Origin of the sequence: Kineococcus xinjiangensis, assembly GCF_002934625.1 — a bacterium.
Classification (GTDB): Bacteria; Actinomycetota; Actinomycetes; order Actinomycetales; family Kineococcaceae; genus Kineococcus_A; species Kineococcus_A xinjiangensis.
In genome coordinates, this window is the sequence record NZ_PTJD01000002.1 from 72,662 (window position 1) to 88,296 (window position 15,635).

Here is a 15,635-nt window from a genome sequence, read left to right on the forward strand (position 1 = left end):
CCGCGCACCGGCCCGCTTCCGCCCAGCGGAAACCCGGTCAGGCGCCGCCCGCCACCCCGCGCCCGATGCCCTCGGCGGTGCGCAGCAGCGCGGGCAGCAACCGCGGCAGCTCCTGCGTGCGCGAGGCGGCCACCACCACCCCCACCGCCGCCACCACCCGGCCCGACGCACCCCCGCCCCGGCGCACCGGCACCGCCAGGGAGCAGGACCCCAGCGTCATCTCCTCCGCCGTCGAGGCCCACCCCCGGCGGCGGACCTCCTCCAGCTCCCGGTGCAGGCGCCCCGGCTCGGTGAGGGCGTAGGGCGTCGGCCGCTCCAGCTCCCGCGCCAGGTAGGTGTGCACGAACTCCGCGCCCCGCCACGCAAGCAGCACCTTGCCGACGCCCGTGGTGTGCAGCGGCAGGCGCCCGCCCACCCGCGAGGCGATCGGCACCGCCCGCCGGCCGTGGACCTTCTCCACGTAGAGGACCTCCGTCCCGTCGCACACGGCCAGGTGCACGTTCTCCCGAGTGGCCGCCGACAGCTCCTGCAGCCACGGGTGCGCCAGCTCCCGCCAACTCCCCGGGGCGAGCTGTCCCAGCTCCCACAGCCGCAGCCCCACCCGGTAGCTCCCCCCGGCCGTGCGGGTCAGCGCCCCCCACGCCGTGAGTTCGGCGACGAGGCGGTGGGCGGTGCTCAGCGGCAGCCCGCTGCGCTCGGCCACGGCGGTGAGCGGCAGTTCCGCGTGGTCGGCGTCGAACGCGCCGAGGACCGCGAGGACGCGCGAGGTCACCGAGCGCCCCGGCTGCCGCGCACCGCCCGCCACGTCGCCCCCTCCGGTCCGCCACCACCGCCAGGTCGTCGCCGGGCCCCTCCCGCCGGCCCTGCGCCGATGCAGGATCGAGACCCGTGGATGGGCAGAACGTCCATACCACCCGGCAGGGCGTCCGACACAATGTGCCGGGTGCGCCGCCTCGACACCACCGACGCCCGGATCCTCCTGGCTCTGGACTCCGACCCGCGCGCCACGGTGCTGGGGCTCTCCCGCCTCCTCGGCCTGGCCCGGGGCACCGTGCAGGCCCACCTGGAACGCCTGGAGGCCGACGGGGTCCTGGACTCCTTCACCCGGCGCCTGGCCCCCGCGGCCCTCGGCTTCACGGTCACCGCGTTCGTCATGGTGGAGATCCACCAGATCCGCCAGGACCGCGCCCTGGAGGGGCTGTCGCAGATCCCCGAGGTGCTCGAGGTGCACGGCATCACCGGCGAGAGCGACCTGATGTGCCACGTGGCCGCCCGCGACGCCGACCACCTCTACCTGGTCGGGCAGGCGATCCTCGCCGTCGAGGGCGTCACCCGCACCCGCACCTCGCTGGCGATGCGCGAACTCGTCCCCTACCGCATCACCCCGCTGCTCCGGGGCCTGGTGGAGTGAGCAGCCCGGTCGGCTGAGGCGCGCCCTGCGGGTTCCCGGGAAGGGAAGAGGTCCATGGAACCGGGTCCGACGTGGCCGGTGGTCGGGTCGACGGACGGTCCGCGGGATTCGGCGGCAGTGGTCGGCGAACTCTCCGCGGTCTTCGGGAAGCCCTTGAAGGACCTGGGCTTCCGCCGCCGCAGGCGCTCCTGGTACCGCCTCGGGCCGGCCCTGTACTCGGTGCTGAACCTGCAGGCGTCCGAGTGGGACTCGACGGTCTACCTGAACCTGGGGTTCTCCCCGGCCGCCTCCGTGGTGGGCGACTGGCTTCCCGAACGCAAGTGCATGGTGAGGTTCCGGGCGGAACGCATTCTGGAGGTGCCGCTGGAGGGCATCCGCCTCCTGGACGGCGAGGCGCTGGCCGCCGTGGGCGCCCAGGCGTGGCGGGACGCCGTCGCGCAGCAGGTGGCCGGACCGGTCGTCGGGATGCTGGACCGCGTCGTGGACCTCCCCCGGTTGAGGCACGCCCTGGACGCCGAGGTTTCCCCGCACGTGATGGTGCGTGCCGAGGTCCGGCAGCTCCTCGAGGTGCCGCGGCAGGCCTGCTGTCAGCCGTCGCCCCCCGCGAGCGCCGGCGGCAGGGGCCGGGCGTGCACGACGACGAGCCCGGACACCGCGCGGGTCAGCACCACGTAGAGGCGGCGCAGGCCGGTGCGCTCGTCCGGCTCGGCGGCGACGATCGCGGCCGGCTCGGCGACCACGACGCGGTCGAACTCCAGGCCCTTCGCCAGCGACGCCGGCACCACCTGGACCCGCGCCGGTGCGCTGTCCTCCCCGAGGATCGCGTGCGGGACGGCGCCCAGCGCCCGGGCGGCGGCGGGCACGTCCGCGTCGGCGACCACCACCCCCACCGACCCCTCCACGGCGGCGGCCCGCTCCACCGCCGCCGCGACGGCCGGCCACAGCGCCCCCGCGGCCAGCACCTCCAGGGAGCCGGGGTCCTCCCGCACGGAGCGCGGGCGGGACAGGCCCGCGGCGATGTGCGGCAGCAGCCGCGTCGCGTAGTCCAGCACCGCCGAGGGCACGCGGAAGCCGCGGTCGAGGACCTCCAGCCGCCCGTCCGGCTTCCCCAGGTGCGCGAGCACCTCGGGCCACTCGCGCGCCGACCAGGGGGTGGTCCCCTGCGCGATGTCGCCCAGCACCGTCACCGAGCCGGTGGAGCAGCGGCGGGCCACGGCGCGCAGCTGCATCGCGGAGAGGTCCTGCGCCTCGTCGAGCACCACGTGCGCCACCGAGGGGGTGCGCTCCAGCAGGTCGGCCAGCTCGTCGAGGAGGACCGCGTCGGCGGCGCTCCACCGGGCCGCGCCGGGGGTGCGGGACGGCCGGTGCCAGCGCAGCAGCTCCTGCTCGTCCGCGTCGAGCACCCCGTCGGCGCAGCCGCGGAGGAACTCCGGCTCCGACAGCAGCCGGTGCAGCACCCTCGCGGGGTCCAGCGGCGGCCACAGCGCCTTCGCGGCGCGGCGCACCTCGGCGCTGCGGGCGACGGCGTCGGCCACCCGGTCGTCGGGGGAGTCCCCCGCGGCCTCCATCTGCTGCAGGACGGCGTGGGCGAGGCGGTGCGGCAGCAGGGCCCGGGCGGCCTCGTAGCGCACGCCGCGCCCGCGCAGCTCGTCCAGCAGGTCGCGCAGCTCGTAGCCGGGCACCCGCCAGCGCCGCGAGCCGCGGGTCACGACGAGCGCACCGCCGTCGAGGACCTCGGCGGGGTCGCGGACGGCCGACCACACCGCCGCGCGCAGCACCTGCGCCGTCCGGGCCTCGCCCTTGAGCACGGCGACGGCCACATCGTCCGCCCCGCGCACCCGGGTGCCGGGCGGGACGAGCCCGGCGACGGTGGTGTGCCCGACCTCCACCTCCCCCAGCGCGGGCAGGACCGCGCCGATGTGGGAGAGGAAGGCCCGGTTGGGTCCGACGACGAGGACGCCCTGCCGGGTGAGGCGCTCGCGGTGGGCGTAGAGCAGCCAGGCCGCCCGGTGCAGGCCGACGGCGGTCTTGCCGGTGCCGGGCGCGCCCTGCACGCAGACGCTCGTGGCGAGGTCGGCGCGCACGAGGGCGTCCTGCTCCGGCTGGATGGTGGCGACGATGTCGCGCATGGGCCCGGAGCGGGGCCGCTCGATCTCCGCCGCCAGGATGCGGCTGGGGGCGTCGGCGTCCTCCTCGGGAGCCGCCACGAGGTGCTCGTCCTCGTAGGCCGACAGCCGCCCGCGCTCCACCCCGAAACGGCGGCGCAGCCGGACGCCGTGCGGCTCGGTGCGGCTGGCCCGGTAGAAGGCGCGGGAGACGTCGGCGCGCCAGTCGACGACGACGGGATCGCCCGCGGCGTCGGTGACGTGGCGGCGGCCGATGTAGAAGCGCTCGCCGCCGTCGTGGTCGGTGCGGCCGAAGAAGAGGGTGGTGGCGGGGTCGTCGGCCAGGCTGAGCGCGCGCCGGTGCAGGGTCCAGGCGAGCTGTGCGTCGGCGACGGCGTCCCCGCCGTCGGGGACGAGGGACTCCACGTGGGCGCGCATGCGGGCCAGTTCGGCGCGGGCCGCGTCGAGGTGGCGCTGCTCGGCGGCGAGGACCGGATCGGGGTCGGCGGGGCCCGGTTCCCCGGGAGGAGCGGTCGACATCACCCGGAAATGCTGCCCCGAATTGTCCGGGGAAACAACGTTGCGATCTCCCCGGAAAACGCGGGAGAATAAAGTCGGGGAAGCGAGGGAAATCGGATCGAGCAAAACTCGCCCATTCTAGGGGCGGGGCGCCGTCCGGGTCACCCCCACCCGTCTGGGAGACTCGGTGCGTGCTGCGCTGGCTGACTGCAGGTGAGTCCCACGGTCCGGCCCTCGCCGGCATCCTCGAGGGGATGCCCGCCGGGGTGGAGGTCACGAGTTCCGACATCTCCACCGCCCTGGCCCGCCGGCGCCTCGGCCACGGCCGCGGCGCCCGCATGGGCTTCGAGCAGGACGCGCTGGAGATCATCGGCGGCGTCCGGCACGGCCGCACCCAGGGCGGCCCGATCGCCCTGCGCATCGGCAACAGCGAGTGGCCCCGCTGGAGCGAGGTCATGGCCGCCGACCCCACCGATGCCGAGGGCCGCCGCTACGACGAGCCCGGCCGCCTGCCCAACCGCGGCCGCTCCGCGGCCCTCACCCGCCCCCGCCCCGGCCACGCCGACCTGACGGGGATGCAGAAGTACGGCTTCGACGACGCCCGCCCCGTCCTCGAGCGCGCCAGCGCCCGCGAGACCGCCACCCGCGTCGCCCTCGGCGAGGTCGCCCGGCAGTTCCTCGCCCAGGCCGTCGGCGCGGAGGTCGTCAGCCACGTCGTGTCGCTGGGCGCCGTCGCCGTCCCGGCGGGCACCGTCCCGGCCCGCGGGGACCGGGAGCGCATCGACGCCGACCCCGTGCGCTGCCTGGACCCGGCCACCAGCGCGGCGATGGTCGCCGAGGTCGACGCCGCCCACTCCGAGGGCGACACCCTCGGCGGGGTCGTGGAGGTCGTCGTGCACGGCCTGCCGCCGGGCCTGGGCTCGTACGTGCACTGGGACCGCAAGCTCGACGCGCGACTGGCCGCGGCGCTCATGGGCATCCAGGCCATCAAGGGCGTCGAGGTCGGCGACGGGTTCGAGACGGCCCGCCGCCGCGGTTCCGCCGCCCACGACGAGATCGAGCGCGTCGACGGCGGCACCGGCGCGGAGGGGATGGTCGTGCGGCGGCGCACCGACCGGGCCGGCGGCGTCGAGGGGGGCATGTCCAACGGCCAGACCCTGCGCGTGCGGGCGGCCATGAAGCCCATCTCGACCGTCCCGCGCGCCCTCGACACCGTCGACACCGCCTCCGGCGAGAAGGCCCAGGCCATCGCCCAGCGCAGCGACGTCTGCGCCGTCCCCGCGGCCGGGGTCGTGGCGGAGGCCATGGTGGCGCTGGTGCTGGCCGACGCGGTGCTGGAGAAGTTCGGCGGCGACAGCGTCGAGCAGGTCCGCGCCAACGTCCGCTCCTACCTCGACGCGCTGCCCGTGCAGGTCGCCCCGGAGGCCTGAGCCGCCCCCCGCGACCACGCGCACCCCGGAAAGGACCCTTTCCGGGGTGCTGGGTGCCGCTCCGCCCCCGGAAAGGGTCCTTTCCGGGGGCGGCGGCGAGGTGGTGCGGGATCAGCCGAGCTGGCCGCGCAGCGCGCCGCCGGGGTACTCCGCGTTGTGCACGTTGACGTAGTAGTCCTGCGGGCTGGAGAGGATCTCCTGGGCCAGCGGCGTGTCGACGCAGCCGGCGGAGTCGCCGTCGGAGGGCGGGGCGAGGCTGACGACCACGGGGCCGTTCACGCCCTCGGCGGCCTCGTGGATGTGCGCGCCGGTCGCCGTGTCGATCTTGCTGACCTTCAGGGTGTAGCAGAGGCGGTCCGGGTTGCCGTCGACGCCGAAGACCGTCGCCTTGCCCCGCCCGTTCGGGTCGCCCTTGGTGGGGACCTCGTTCTTCCCGTCCAGCTTCGTCGTCAGGACGGTCACCTCGTGGCCGGCCATCGCGGGACCCGCGGTGAGGACGGTGGCGCCGGCGCCGGCGACCAGGACAGCGCCGGCGGTGAGGAGAGCGGTGAGGGGCTTGCGCATGAGGGCGCTCCTTGCGATCCGTGCGAGGCCTGTCCTCGCGCCCCCTCTTCGGCGCCGGACGCCCCCCGGATGGGTGAACGCGCCACGAGTTCGCGGGCCCCGTCCGGGTTCCCTCAGGCGCGCCGCAGCATCGGCAGGTGCGGGATGCCGTCCTCGACGAACTCCGGCCCGTCCACGACGAAGCCGTGCCCGGCGTAGAAGGGCTCCAGGTGGCTCTGCGCGTCGAGCACCACGTCGACGTCCCCAGCCAGCTCCAGCGCCCGCCGCAGCAGCCGCCCCGCCAGCCCCGCCCCCCGGGCGCCCGGGGCGACCACGACCCGGCCGATGCGGGCGCGCCCGTCCGCGTCGCGCAGCAGCCGGGCGGCGGCGGCCACGCTCCCGCCGGCCTCCGCCCACAGCTGCAGCGCGTCCGGCTCCAGGTCGCGACCGTCCAGCTCCGGGTAGGCGCACTCCTGCTCCACGACGAACACGTCCACCCGCAGCCGCAGGAGGGCGTACAGCGTGGTCGGGTCCATCGCCGCCAGCGGGGCCTCCCGCAGGACGGCGTCCACCACCGGCTGCACCCCCGCCACCGGCCGCGGCCCCGTCATCCGCTGCGGGTCGTCAGCCACCGAGCAGGTCGTGCCGCACGACGGTCTGCTCGCGGTCCGGGCCGACGCCCACCGCGGAGATCCGCGCGCCGCTGATCTCCTCCAGCCGCTCCACGTAGCGCTGCGCCGCCTTCGGCAGCTCGTCGAAGCTGCGCGCGCCCGTGATGTCCTCGGTCCAGCCGTCGAGGAACTCGTAGACCGGCTTGGCGTGGTGGAAGTCCGTCTGCGTCATCGGCATCTCGTCGTGGCGCACCCCGTCGACGTCGTACGCCACGCAGACCGGGATGCGCTCCCAGCCAGTGAGGGTGTCCAGCTTCGTCAGCACGAAGTCCGTCACGCCGTTGATGCGAGCCGCGTAGCGGGCGATCGGCGCGTCGTACCAGCCGCAGCGGCGCGGCCGGCCCGTCGTGGTGCCGTACTCGCCGCCGTCGGCGCGCAGCTTCTCCCCGTCCGCGTCCAGCAGCTCCGTCGGGAACGGGCCCTCGCCGACGCGGGTCGTGTACGCCTTGACGACGGCGATGATCCGGTCGATGCGGTTCGGCGGCACCCCGCTGCCCGTGCAGGCGCCCGCCGAGACGGCGCTGGAGGACGTCACGAACGGGTAGGTGCCGTGGTCGATGTCCAGCAGCGTGGCCTGGCCGGCCTCGAACAGCACCATCTCGCCGCGGTCGAGGGCGCTCGTCAGCTCCAGCGCGGTGTCGCGGACCATCGGCCGCAGCCGCTCCGCGTACGCCAGCAGCTCCTCGGCCACCTCGTCCACCGTGATGGCCCGGCGGTTGTACACCTTCACCAGCAGGTGGTTCTTCTGGTCCAGGGCGCCCTCGAGCTTCTGCCGCAGGATGCCCTCGTCGAAGAGGTCCTGGATGCGGATGCCCACCCGGTTGATCTTGTCGGCGTAGGTGGGGCCGATGCCCCGGCCCGTCGTGCCGATGCGGCGCTTGCCCAGGAAGCGCTCGGTGACCTTGTCGATCGTGCGGTGGTACGGCGCGATGACGTGCGCGTTGGCCGAGACGAGCAGGCGGGAGCAGTCGACCCCGCGTGCGGTCAGCCCCTCCAGCTCCTCGAACAGCACGGAGAGGTCGACGACGACCCCGTTGCCGATGACCGGGGTGACGCCCGGGGTGAGGATGCCGGACGGCAGCAGGTGCAGCGCGTACTTCTCGGAGCCCACCACGACCGTGTGCCCGGCGTTGTTGCCGCCGTTGAACTTCACGACGTAGTCGGCCCGCGCGCCGAGCGCGTCGGTCGCCTTGCCCTTGCCCTCGTCGCCCCACTGGGCCCCGACGAGCACGATCGCGGGCATCAGATCCCCTGCTTCCCTCTCCGGCTGCTGCTCGCGCTGGGCGTCTCCGCGCGACGGCCGCCACCCGCCTGCGGCAGGGCCGTGCTCCTGCGGCACGGACAGCTCCTCGACAGGACGGCCGCGACGGACCGCCGCAGAGCGTACCCGCTGCGTGGCCCTCACCCCGCCCCGCTGTGGACGGGGGCACCCTCCCGGCGCAGCCGACCGCCCGCGCCGTCAGCCCGTCAGCCCGCCAGGCGCTCGAGCAGGTGCAGGCCCAGCGCCCGGCCGGACAGGAACGCCCCCTCCACCTTCGACGCCGGGCCCCACGCGTCACCGCAGACCCCCACCCGGCTCGCCGCGTCGTAGCCGAAGGGCCGCCCGTGCTGCTTCGGCGACCTGGCCAGGGACCAGCGGTGCGCGTACGTCCACTCCGGGGGCGGGGCGGCGCACCCGGCCAGCAGCAGCCCCAGCTCCGCCAGCACCGGCTCGACCACGGCCTCGGGGTCCTCCAGGTGCCCCGCCGCCAGGCCGGGCGCGGCGTGGGCGACGAGCACCGCGGCGCCGTCGCCGCGGCGCCGGCCGTCGTCGGCGACGAAGGACAGGAGCGGGGAGTCGTTGACGAAGGCGCCGTCCAGCTCCGGCCACCAGCGCTGCCGCCACCCGGCGCACACCGCGACGGCGGGCTGCCACTCCCATCCGCCCAGCACGCCGAGGCGGGCGGCCACGTCCACGGGCAGCAGGTCCGCCGCCTGCGGGTCCGGCATCGCCAGGACCACCGCGGCGGCGCTGCCCGCTCGACCGGCGCCCTCCACGCGCGGCGCGCCGGGCCCGGCCACCACCGCCTCCACCTCGTGCTGCTGGACCACGTCCAGCCCCGCGACCAGGTCCGCGACCAGGGACCGCAGGCCCGCCGGTGCGGCCCAGCGCACCGGACCGGTGGAGGTGCTGCCGGGGTCCAGCCGCGCCCCGTCCGCCGCGGCCCCGGAGACCACGTGCAGGCGCTGTGTCCACTCCCGCGCCAGGCCGCGGGCGCGCCAGGCGTCCACGACCGCCGCGAACGCCGGGTCGGAGACCGTGAAGTACGCCGCGCCGGTGTCGACCGGCCGCACGCCCTCCCCACCGGGGACGGGCAGCCGCCGCGACGCCATCCGCCCGCCGGGCACCCGGGCCCGGTCGAGCACGCGCACGGGCACCCCGGCGTCGTGCAGGACGCGCGCGCAGGCCGCCCCGGAGATCCCCGCGCCGACCACCGCGACCGGGGCGGCCGCGGCGGCCGCGGCGGCGGCACCCACCACGGCTACGCCAGGCCGAGGACCCGCGCGGCCTCGGGGTCGCAGTCGGCGAGGAAGGTGCGACAGCGCGCCGCCTCCTCCTCCTCGCGGATCGCGCCGGCCGCGTGGCCGAGGACGGCGAGCGCCCGCAGGAACCCGCGGTTCGGCTCGTGCGACCACGGCACCGGGCCCGCCCCCCGCCAGCCCGAGCGGCGCAGCGCGTCGAGGCCGCGGTGGTAGCCGGTGCGGGCGAAGGCGTAGGCGGTGATCGTCTCCCCGTCGGCGAGGGCGCGCTCGGCCAGCAGCGCCCAGGCCAGCGACGCCGCCGGGTGCGCGGCCGCGACCTCCTCGGGGTCGGTGCCCGCGGCCAGCGCGTCGGTCACGGCCGGGTCGGCGGGCAGGTGCGTGGGCGGGGTCGGCAGGAGGTTGCCGTGCGGCGGGTGGGCCACCGTCGTGTCCTCTCGGAAGGGGGCGGGTCGGAAGGGAGCGGGTCGGGAGGGGCGGGTCAGGAGGTCGGGGCGCCGGGTTCCCCCGGCGGGGACGACCGTAGCTCCACCCACACGAGCTTGCCGCGCCGCGTCGGCGCCCAGCCCCACTCCCCCAGCCGGGCGACGAGCCGCATGCCGTGGCCGCCGCCCCCGTCGGGCCGGGGCTCCACCACCTGCGGCCCCACCGGGTTGGCGTCCTCGACCTCGATGCGCAGCCCCGCGTCCGTCTCGAACAGCCGCAGGTCCACCTCCCCACCGCCGTGCAGGACGGCGTTCGCCACGAGCTCGGAGACGGCGATCTCCGCCTGCGGGCCGCAGTGCAGCCCCCACACCGCGCAGGCGCGCAGCGTGGCGTGGCGCGCCTTCCCGATCGAGGAGGCCTCCCCGGGCAGCCGCCAGCGCCGACGCCGCGGCAGCTCCGGCTGCTCCACCGCGGCGGGCACGGACGGGACGCGCACCACCACCAGGGCGGTGTCGTCCTCCGGGGCGTCCCCCAGCGCGGCGAGCAGCTCCCGTCCGATGCCGGCGGCGTCCTCGGCCGTGGCGGCCTCCAGGGCCGCCACCAGGTCGCCGAAGCCGTCCCGCATCGGGCGGCGGCGCTGCTCGATGAGGCCGTCGGTGTAGAAGACGAGCACGTCACCCGGCGACAGGGAGCGCTCCCGCGTGGGGCGGGGGCGGTCCCCCAGGCCCACGAGCGTGCCGGTGGCCTCGCTGAGCACCTCCACGCGGGCCCTGCCGCCGGGGTCGGCGGGGCGGCGCAGCAGCGGCGGCAGGTGCCCCGCGCTGGACCAGGCCAGCTCCCACTCCCCGTCGTCGAGGCGGGACAGGGTCGCGTAGACGGCGCTGGCCATGCGGGGGATGCGCATCGCGGCGGCCAGGGAGTCCACCCGCTGCAGGACGCTGCCGGGGTCGTGCAGGTCGTGGGCGTAGGCGCGCAGCACCGAGCGCAGCTGCCCCATGGCCGCGGCGGCCTCCACGTCGTGCCCGACGACGTCGCCGATGACCACACCCGCGACGCCGTCGGCGAGCTGCAGCACGTCGTACCAGTCCCCCCCGAGCTGCGCGTGCTCGCGGTTGGGCTCGTAGTGCGCCCACACGTCGAGGTCCTCGACGCGGGCCACCTCGGGCAGCAGGCTGCGCTGCAGGGTCTCCGCCAGCGCCTGCTCGCGGGCGTGCAGGCGCTGGCTGCCCAGCGCCAGGCCGGTGCGGCGGGCGGCCTCGGCCACGAGCGCGGCGTCGTCCGGGGCCAGCACCGGGGCGGAGCGCCGCTCCACGGCCCCGGGTGGTCCCGGGGGCCCGGGCGGCCCGGCGGGGCCGTCGGAGCGGCGCCGGCCGCGGTGGGCGCCGACCACGAGCAGCCCGAACACCTCGCCGCCACCCGCCACGGGCACCACGACCGCGCGCCCGCCCGCGTGGGGCGCCAGCAGCGCCCCGAGCCAGTGCGCCAGCGGCTGCTCGGCCTCCGCGGGCACGTCCGCGAGGTCGACCTCCACGGGGGCGACGGCGGCCGGGGCCCCCTCCCGCTCGCGGGGGACGGTGAGGAGCCCGGCGAGGGGGTCGGCGCTCCAGCGCTCCCGGGCGGCGGCGGGCAGCCGCGCCCCGTGCAGCTGCTCGGCGGCCGCGGCGAGCGTCCCGCTGACCGCGCCGACCTCGACGTCCGGCTCCACCCGCAGCGCGAGCGCCCAGTCCACGACGTCGCGGGTGAGCAGCCCCGCGGCGGTGCGCAGCGCCTCGGGGGCGTCGAGCTGGGCCACGGCGTCGCTCAGCTCCAGCAGCAGCGACAGGCGCGCGCGGGACTGCCGCTCCGCGCCGTAGGCCCGTTCCAGCTCCCCCTCGGTGCGGACGCGCTCGGTCACGTCGCTGAGCGCCGCCACGAAGCTCACCAGCTCTCCGCGCTCGTCGCGCACGGGCGCCAGCGAGACCTGGTTCCAGAACGGCGTCCCGTCCGCGCGGTGGTTGAGCAGCGTCACCACCGCCGCCTCGCTGCGCTCCACGGCGCGGCGCAGCGCCTCCACGGCGGCGGGGTCCGTGCCGGGGCCCTGCAGGAACCGGCAGTTGCGGCCCAGGACGTCGGCGGCGGCGTAGCCGGTGGTGCGGGTGAAGGCCTCGTTGGCCCACACGAGCGGGTTGTCGGGCTGGTGCGGGTCGGTGACGACGACGGCGAGGTCGGCGGCCTCCACCGCCAGCTCGCTGAGCCGGCGGAGGGCGGAGGCGACGCCGGAGGACACGCCCTCGACGGGCGCGTCGCTGCGCTCGGCCATGCGTCGGTCACTCCTCGTCGGTGGGGTCCGGGGAGCGGCGCGCACGGCCGCGGGGGCGGCCGCTTTCCCAGGACTGGCTCCCATGTTCTACCGTGCGGCTGCGGCTCGCGCGTTCGTGCGCGGGCCGGGCGGGAGTGCTTCGAGCTCGGCGCCCGCCGTCGCGAGGGGGGTCGGAGGGGACATGGCGAGGGACACGACGCCGCCGGGCGAGAGCAGCGCGGACCGCCAGCCGGACATCCGCGCCGTCGACCCGGGGTCAGTCCACGTGCTGTACGAGCCCCGCGCGACCCGCGTGGTCCTCACCGGCGAGATCGACGCGGAGCTCGGCCCGGACCTGCTGGAGGCCGCCGAGGACGCGCTGTCCTCCGGCCGCCCGGTGCAGGTGGACGCCCACCACGTCACGTTCATGGACTCCACGGGCCTGGCGTTCCTGGCGCGGCTGGCCTCCCGCTCCCGCGGGCGGCGCGTGACGCTGATCCGGCCGCCGGCGGTGGTGCGCTTCCTCATCGAGACCACGAACATCGTGCAGCTGCTCGACGTGGTCGACGAGGAGCCGTCCCTGGCCCAGCACGGCGATCCGGGGCCCGAGCCCGCCTGAGGCACCCCCGCAACGGGGCACAGGAGCCGCTCTGCGGGCCGCGCGCCGGCCGGGCGTCCCTCGGGGGCGCGACGGGGGCCGCGACACCTCAGGGCGCAGCCGGAGCCGCGACACGGCAGGAGGGGCGGGTGCGCAGCGCACCCGCCCCTCCTGGCCGTGGACCGCCGGGCTCAGCCCGTCGCGCCGGTCGGCCTCGTCACATCTTGGTCCCGGCGCTGCGCAGGTGCTGGCACGCCTCGACGATGCGGGCGGCCATGCCGGCCTCGGCCGACTTGCCCCACGAGCGGGGGTCGTACTGCTTCTTGTTGCCGACCTCGCCGTCGATCTTCAGGACGCCGTCGTAGTTGCGGAGCATGTGGTCCGCGACGGGACGGGTGAAGGCGTACTGGGTGTCGGTGTCGATGTTCATCTTCACCACGCCGTAGTCGACGGCGGCCTGGATCTCCTCCAGCAGCGAGCCGGAGCCGCCGTGGAAGACCAGGTCGAAGGGCTTCTCCTTGCCGACCTCGCGGCCGATCTCCTCCTGGATCTGCTTGAGGATCTCGGGGCGCAGCTTGACGTTGCCCGGCTTGTAGACGCCGTGGACGTTGCCGAAGGTCAGCGCCGTCAGGTAGCGGCCCTTCTCCCCGGAGCCGAGGGCGCGCACGGTGGCGAGGCCGTCCTCGACGGTGGTGTAGAGCTTGTCGTTGATCTCGTGGGCGACGCCGTCCTCCTCGCCGCCGACGACGCCGACCTCGATCTCCAGGATCGTCTTGGCCTTGGCGGACTCGGCGAGCAGCTCCTCGGCGATGCGCAGGTTCTCCTCCAGCGGCACCGCGGAGCCGTCCCACATGTGGGACTGGAACAGCGGGTCGCGCCCGGCCGCCACGCGCTCCTGCGAGATGGCCAGCAGCGGGCGCACGAAGGTGTCGAGCTTGTCCTTCGGGCAGTGGTCGGTGTGCAGGGCGATGGTGACGCCGTAGCCCTTCGCGACGTGGTGCGCGAACTCGGCGAGGGCCTGCGAGCCCAGGACCATGTCCTTCACGGTGGGGCCGGAGACGTACTCCGCGCCGCCGGTGGAGATCTGGACGATGCCGTCGCTCTCCGCCTCGGCGAAGCCGCGGATGGCGGCGTTGAGGGTCTGGGAGGAGGAGACGTTGATCGCCGGGTAGGCGAAGGCACCCGCCTTCGCGCGGTCGATCATCTCGGCGTAGGCGTCCGGGGTGGCGATGGGCATGTCACAGCTCCTGCTGACGGCGGCTAACGGCGGGTCGATCCTGGCACGAGCGGCGCACGACCCGACAGCAGGTGCGCGCAAGGATTCCGCTCCGCGCGCCCGCCGCCCCCGGGCAGCACGGCGTCCGGATGCCGCCGCGCCCCGCCCGTGCCAGCGTGGGGGGCCATGAGCGATCAGCAGCTGAACGGCAGGAAGGTCGCGTTCCTCGTCGCCCCCGAGGGCATCGAGCAGGTGGAGCTGACGGCCCCCTGGGAGGCGGTCCGGGAGGCCGGCGGACAGCCGGTGCTGCTCTCCACCGACACCGGTGAGGTGCAGGCCTTCAACCACCTCGACAAGGCGGACACCTTCGAGGTGGACCTCCGCGTCTCCGACGCCTCCGTGAGCGAGTACGACGCCCTCGTGCTCCCCGGCGGCGTCGCCAACCCCGACGCCCTGCGGACGGACTCCTACGCCGTCGCGTTCGTGAAGCAGTTCACCGCCTCCGTCCGCCCGGTCGCCGCCATCTGCCACGCGCCCTGGACGCTGGTGGAGGCAGACGCGGTGCGGGGTCGGCGGATGACGTCCTGGCCGAGCCTGGCCACCGACCTGCGCAACGCGGGCGCGGAGTGGGTGGACGAGGAGGTCGTGGTGGACACCAGCGGCCCCGGGCCCCTCATCACCAGCCGCAACCCCGGCGACCTCGACGCGTTCTGCGCCGCGCTCGTGCAGCACGTGGCGGCCTCCGCCGAGCAGCGGGCGGGGGTGTCCTGACGTGGCGGACGTGAGGATCGGCTACACCTGCATGAGCGAGCAGTCCGACCCGCGCGCGCTGGTGCGTGACGCCGCGGCGGCGGAGGAGGCCGGCTTCGACCTGGTCGTCTTCTCCGACCACTACTCGCCGTGGCTGACGTCGCAGGGCCACGCCCCCTACGTCTGGACGGTGCTGGGCGCGGCGACGCAGGTGACGTCCCGCGTGGAGCTCATGACGTACGTGACGTGCCCGACGATGCGCTACCACCCCGCCGTGGTGGCGCAGAAGGCGGCGACCACGGCGATCCTGTCCGAGGGGCGCTTCAGCCTCGGCCTCGGGTCCGGGGAGAACCTCAACGAGCACACCGTGGGCCTGGGCTGGCCGGGCGTGGACGAGCGGCAGGACATGCTCGAGGAGGCCCTGGAGATCATCTCCGCGCTCTTCGACGGCGACCTCGTCACCTACGCCGGGGAGCACTTCCGGGTGGACTCCTCGCGGCTGTGGGACCTGCCCTCGCGGCGGGTGCCCATCGGCATCGCCGTCTCCGGGGAGCAGTCGGCGCCCCGCTTCGCCCCCTACGGCGACTTCATGGTCGCGGTGGAGCCGGACCCGTCCCTGGGGCGGATGTGGGACGAGGCCCGCGGCATGGGCCCCTCGCGCAAGGTGGGCCAGCTGCCGGTGTGCTGGGACGCCGACCGCGACGCGGCCGTGCAGCGCGCCCACGAGCAGTTCCGCTGGTTCGCGGGCGGCTGGAAGGTGAACGCCGACCTGCCGACGACGGCCGGGTTCTCGGGGGCGTCGCAGTTCGTGCGGCCGGAGGACGTGGCGGAGCAGATCCCCTGCGGCGACGACGTCGACGCGGTCGTGGAGGCGGCGCGGGCGTTCTTCGACGCGGGGTTCACGGACCTGGCGCTGGTGCAGATCGGCGGCGAGCACCAGGAGCCGTTCCTGCGGGCCGCGCAGGAGCGGCTCCTCCCGGCGCTGCGGGAGGCCGCGGAGTCCTCGGACCCCTCCCCCTCCTGATCCCCGCGGCGGGAGCTCGCGGGGCCGGGCGGGGACGTTCGGCCACGACACGCCCGCGCGTCGCGTGCGGAACGTCCCCGCCCCGGTGCCGGCCCGCTGAGGCGGGGACGTTCGGCCACGACACGCCCGCGTGTCGCGTGCGGA

The 15,635-nt window shown here is 76.0% G+C and carries 15 protein-coding genes; 6 read left to right on the forward strand and 9 right to left on the reverse strand.

Annotated elements, in window-relative coordinates; genetic code table 11:
• Positions 1-37: 37 nt before the first annotated feature.
• Positions 38-805 (reverse strand): IclR family transcriptional regulator, encoded by a 768-nt coding sequence (locus CLV92_RS03245; RefSeq protein ID WP_104431382.1) that lies wholly within the window; start codon positions 803-805, stop codon positions 38-40.
• 129 nt (positions 806-934) lie between these two features.
• On the opposite strand from CLV92_RS03245, the gene CLV92_RS22750 reads away from it, so the two are divergent.
• Entirely contained in the window at positions 935-1,411 is a 477-nt protein-coding gene (locus CLV92_RS22750; protein ID WP_104431383.1) for an Lrp/AsnC family transcriptional regulator, read from the forward strand.
• A gap of 117 nt (positions 1,412-1,528) precedes the next feature.
• Entirely contained in the window at positions 1,529-2,086 is a 558-nt protein-coding gene (locus CLV92_RS03255; RefSeq protein WP_158257112.1) for a DUF4304 domain-containing protein, read from the forward strand.
• Here the strand turns inward: CLV92_RS03255 and CLV92_RS03260 are convergent.
• The gene (locus CLV92_RS03260; protein ID WP_104431636.1) at positions 1,999-4,056 is read right to left on the reverse strand and encodes a HelD family protein; all 2,058 of its coding nucleotides are present in this window, start codon (positions 4,054-4,056) and stop codon (positions 1,999-2,001) included. The genes CLV92_RS03255 and CLV92_RS03260 overlap by 88 nt on opposite strands.
• 170 nt (positions 4,057-4,226) lie before the next feature.
• On the opposite strand from CLV92_RS03260, the gene aroC reads away from it, so the two are divergent.
• A complete protein-coding gene (aroC, locus tag CLV92_RS03265; RefSeq protein WP_104431385.1) occupies positions 4,227-5,465 on the forward strand; it encodes a chorismate synthase in 1,239 nt (412 codons plus the stop codon).
• 111 nt (positions 5,466-5,576) lie between these two features.
• Here aroC and CLV92_RS03270 read toward each other — a convergent pair whose 3' ends face one another.
• From CLV92_RS03270 to CLV92_RS03295, 6 genes are all read right to left on the reverse strand, one after another.
• Positions 5,577-6,029: a CHRD domain-containing protein gene (locus CLV92_RS03270; RefSeq protein WP_104431386.1), complete on the reverse strand. Its 453-nt coding sequence runs from the start codon at positions 6,027-6,029 to the stop codon at positions 5,577-5,579.
• A gap of 113 nt (positions 6,030-6,142) precedes the next feature.
• A complete protein-coding gene (locus CLV92_RS03275; protein ID WP_104431637.1) occupies positions 6,143-6,619 on the reverse strand; it encodes a GNAT family N-acetyltransferase in 477 nt (158 codons plus the stop codon).
• Between the two features lie 13 nt (positions 6,620-6,632).
• Positions 6,633-7,922 (reverse strand): adenylosuccinate synthase, encoded by a 1,290-nt coding sequence (locus tag CLV92_RS03280; RefSeq protein ID WP_104431387.1) that lies wholly within the window; start codon positions 7,920-7,922, stop codon positions 6,633-6,635.
• Between the two features lie 224 nt (positions 7,923-8,146).
• Entirely contained in the window at positions 8,147-9,196 is a 1,050-nt protein-coding gene (locus CLV92_RS03285) for an NAD(P)/FAD-dependent oxidoreductase (protein ID WP_104431638.1), read from the reverse strand.
• A 5-nt stretch (positions 9,197-9,201) separates the two neighbouring features.
• Entirely contained in the window at positions 9,202-9,624 is a 423-nt protein-coding gene (locus CLV92_RS03290) for a DUF3151 domain-containing protein (protein WP_104431388.1), read from the reverse strand.
• Between the two features lie 56 nt (positions 9,625-9,680).
• Entirely contained in the window at positions 9,681-11,924 is a 2,244-nt protein-coding gene (locus CLV92_RS03295) for a SpoIIE family protein phosphatase (RefSeq protein WP_158257113.1), read from the reverse strand.
• 181 nt (positions 11,925-12,105) lie between these two features.
• Between CLV92_RS03295 and CLV92_RS03300 the strand changes: the two genes are divergently transcribed.
• Positions 12,106-12,522 (forward strand): STAS domain-containing protein, encoded by a 417-nt coding sequence (locus tag CLV92_RS03300; protein WP_104431390.1) that lies wholly within the window; start codon positions 12,106-12,108, stop codon positions 12,520-12,522.
• 196 nt (positions 12,523-12,718) lie between these two features.
• Here CLV92_RS03300 and fbaA read toward each other — a convergent pair whose 3' ends face one another.
• On the reverse strand, positions 12,719-13,738 hold the full coding sequence (fbaA, locus tag CLV92_RS03305; protein WP_104431391.1) for a class II fructose-bisphosphate aldolase: 1,020 nt from the start codon (positions 13,736-13,738) through the stop codon (positions 12,719-12,721).
• A gap of 165 nt (positions 13,739-13,903) precedes the next feature.
• Between fbaA and CLV92_RS03310 the strand changes: the two genes are divergently transcribed.
• On the forward strand, positions 13,904-14,488 hold the full coding sequence (locus CLV92_RS03310; RefSeq protein ID WP_104431392.1) for a type 1 glutamine amidotransferase domain-containing protein: 585 nt from the start codon (positions 13,904-13,906) through the stop codon (positions 14,486-14,488).
• Between the two features lie 10 nt (positions 14,489-14,498).
• Entirely contained in the window at positions 14,499-15,491 is a 993-nt protein-coding gene (locus CLV92_RS03315; protein ID WP_104431639.1) for a TIGR03557 family F420-dependent LLM class oxidoreductase, read from the forward strand.
• Positions 15,492-15,635 lie beyond the last annotated feature (144 nt).